The 1,003-nt window shown below is 52.4% G+C and carries 1 protein-coding gene and 1 pseudogene; both read left to right on the top strand.

The features are described from left to right. A pseudogene (locus tag lacNas_RS13500) lies at positions 1 to 297 on the top strand (hypothetical protein); the annotation flags it as partial. Between the two features lie 5 nt (positions 298 to 302). Beyond that, positions 303 to 791 (top strand): PTS sugar transporter subunit IIA, encoded by a 489-nt coding sequence (locus lacNas_RS13495; protein ID WP_201330194.1) that lies wholly within the window; start codon positions 303 to 305, stop codon positions 789 to 791. Positions 792 to 1,003 lie beyond the last annotated feature (212 nt).

The raw sequence follows: 1,003 nt of genomic DNA, 5'->3' as shown, positions 1-1,003 counted from the left end.
GTGGCTGCCGGCGACTTCCTGCTTGGCTACCTGTGCTGGATTGACGGCGGCGCGCTTTTGGCCGACCGGCGCCAGTACATGAAGTTCATGAAGCTGCAGCTGTGGACGCAGCTGATTGTCGGCAACTGGTTCTGCCTGCTTTTCGCGATTTTTGCCCTGCGGCGGGGAGCAGACCTGCCCGATGAGAGCAAGGTCAAGCCAAGCCAGCTGCTGTCCTTAACCTACTTAATTGCTTCGTTGTTTGTAATTTGCTTTGTATTCTATGTAGTTCTCGCCTTTAGAGCGGTGAAAGGTTGATATTCATGTTTAATTTCTTTAAAAAGTCCAAGAGCAAGGGCCATGAAGTCAAGGCCCCGATCAAGGGAGACCTGATCCCGATTACCGAAGTCAGCGATGATGTTTTCTCCCAAAAGATGCTGGGCGACGGTTTCGCGGTCAAGCCGACCGGCCAGGAAGTAGTTGCTCCGGTTTCCGGAACGATCACGACCCTGTTTCCGACCAAGCACGCCATCGGGATCAAGACGGCCGAGGGGCTTGAGGTTTTGATCCACCTGGGGATCGACACGGTTGAGCTGAAGGGCGAGCCGTTTGAACTCTTCGTGGAGCAGAATGCTCCGGTCAAGGCCGGCGACAAACTGGCCACGATGGACATCCAGGCAGTTGCCGACCATGGCCTGGACAACACGGTCATGGTGGTCTACACCAACATGGACCTGCTTAAAGAAGTCAAGGACGTTGACCCTCGCCCTGTAGAGGCGGGAGACGATGCCCAGGAAATCGAGTTCAACTGATTTCCTGGCGCCAGCGTAGTGATTTTTACCATATCTACTCTATAATCCAAATCTTTTACTTTTACTCCTCTATTAACTTAAACTTTCTTTACTAACTTATAATTTCTCTAGGCTGCCCCGGGATTTTCCCGGGGCAGTTTTTTGCATGAAAAAAGCAGCCTTGCGGCTGCTTAGGCAATGGACTTGACCATCATTTGGTGGGGGATGCCGGC

Source organism: Lactobacillus nasalidis (assembly GCF_016587775.1).
In the GTDB taxonomy this organism is placed as follows: domain Bacteria; phylum Bacillota; class Bacilli; order Lactobacillales; family Lactobacillaceae; genus Lactobacillus; species Lactobacillus nasalidis.
Note: the sequence above shows the minus strand (reverse complement) of the source record. Positions and strands in the feature narration are given on the sequence as shown.